Raw genomic sequence first — 1,058 nt, forward strand, 5'->3', positions numbered from 1 at the left:
GGCAGAAGCAGCACCGAACGGCAAATCAGGAAAGGTCGTGATCAGAAATATCGGCTTGCTGCTTTCAGGTGACATCGACCGGCCCATCCTGGACGCGGACACCATCGTCGTGAATGACGGCGTCATTGTGGCTGTCGGCAAAGCCGGGGACTGCGATACCTCACATGCGCAGACCGTGATTGATGCCCATCAGACTTGTGTGGCGCCTGGTTTGATTGACAGCCATGTGCATCCGGTTTTTGGCGACTGGACGCCGCGCCAGAACCAGATCGGTTGGATCGACTCCACCATGCACGGCGGTGTCACCACCATGATCTCTGCCGGTGAGGTCCATCTGCCGGGGCGCCCCAAGGATATCGTGGGCCTCAAGGCGCTGGCCATCACCGCACAACGTGCGTTCGACAACTTTCGCCCGGGCGGCGTCAAGGTACTGGCCGGTGCGCCCATCATCGAAAAGGGCATGACCGAGCAGGACTTCAAGGACCTGGCGGAGGCCGGGGTGACCTTGCTCGGAGAAGTGGGCCTGGGCTCCGTCAAGGCTGGCTATGAGGCCAAGGAGATGGTGGGCTGGGCGCGAAAATACGGCATTCAGAGCACCATCCATACCGGCGGCCCTTCCATCCCTGGTTCAGGCTTGATTGACAAGGACGTGGTGCTGGAAGCTGATGCCGATGTCATCGGCCATATCAATGGTGGTCATACGGCACTGTCGGAACAACATGTTTGCGAACTGTGCGAGAAGTCGTCGCGCGCCATCGAAATTGTCCATAACGGCAACGAGAAGGTCGCGATTGCGGCCGCTCAGGCGGCACTGCAACTCAAGTGCCCCCACCGCGTCATCCTCGGCACGGACGGGCCCGCGGGATCCGGTGTGCAGCCGCTGGGTATGTTGCGCCTGATTGCCCTGCTTTCCAGCCTGGGCAATATCCCGGCGGAACTGGTTTTCTGCTTTGCCACAGGCAATACTGCGCGCATTCGCAACCTCAACTGCGGCCTGATAGAAACAGGCCGTGACGCTGACCTGGTATTTATGGACAAAGCCCAGCACTCAGCAGGCC

Annotated in this window: 1 protein-coding gene; it reads left to right on the forward strand. The window is 60.2% G+C overall.

Annotation, left to right across the window (positions count from 1 at the left end; translation table 11 throughout):
- Positions 1-1,058, forward strand: a 1,058-nt coding sequence (locus tag AC1D0Z_RS22585; RefSeq protein ID WP_477660375.1) for an amidohydrolase family protein, incomplete at both ends; no start/stop codon positions are given.

The organism is Polaromonas sp. P1_E3, assembly GCF_056405935.1.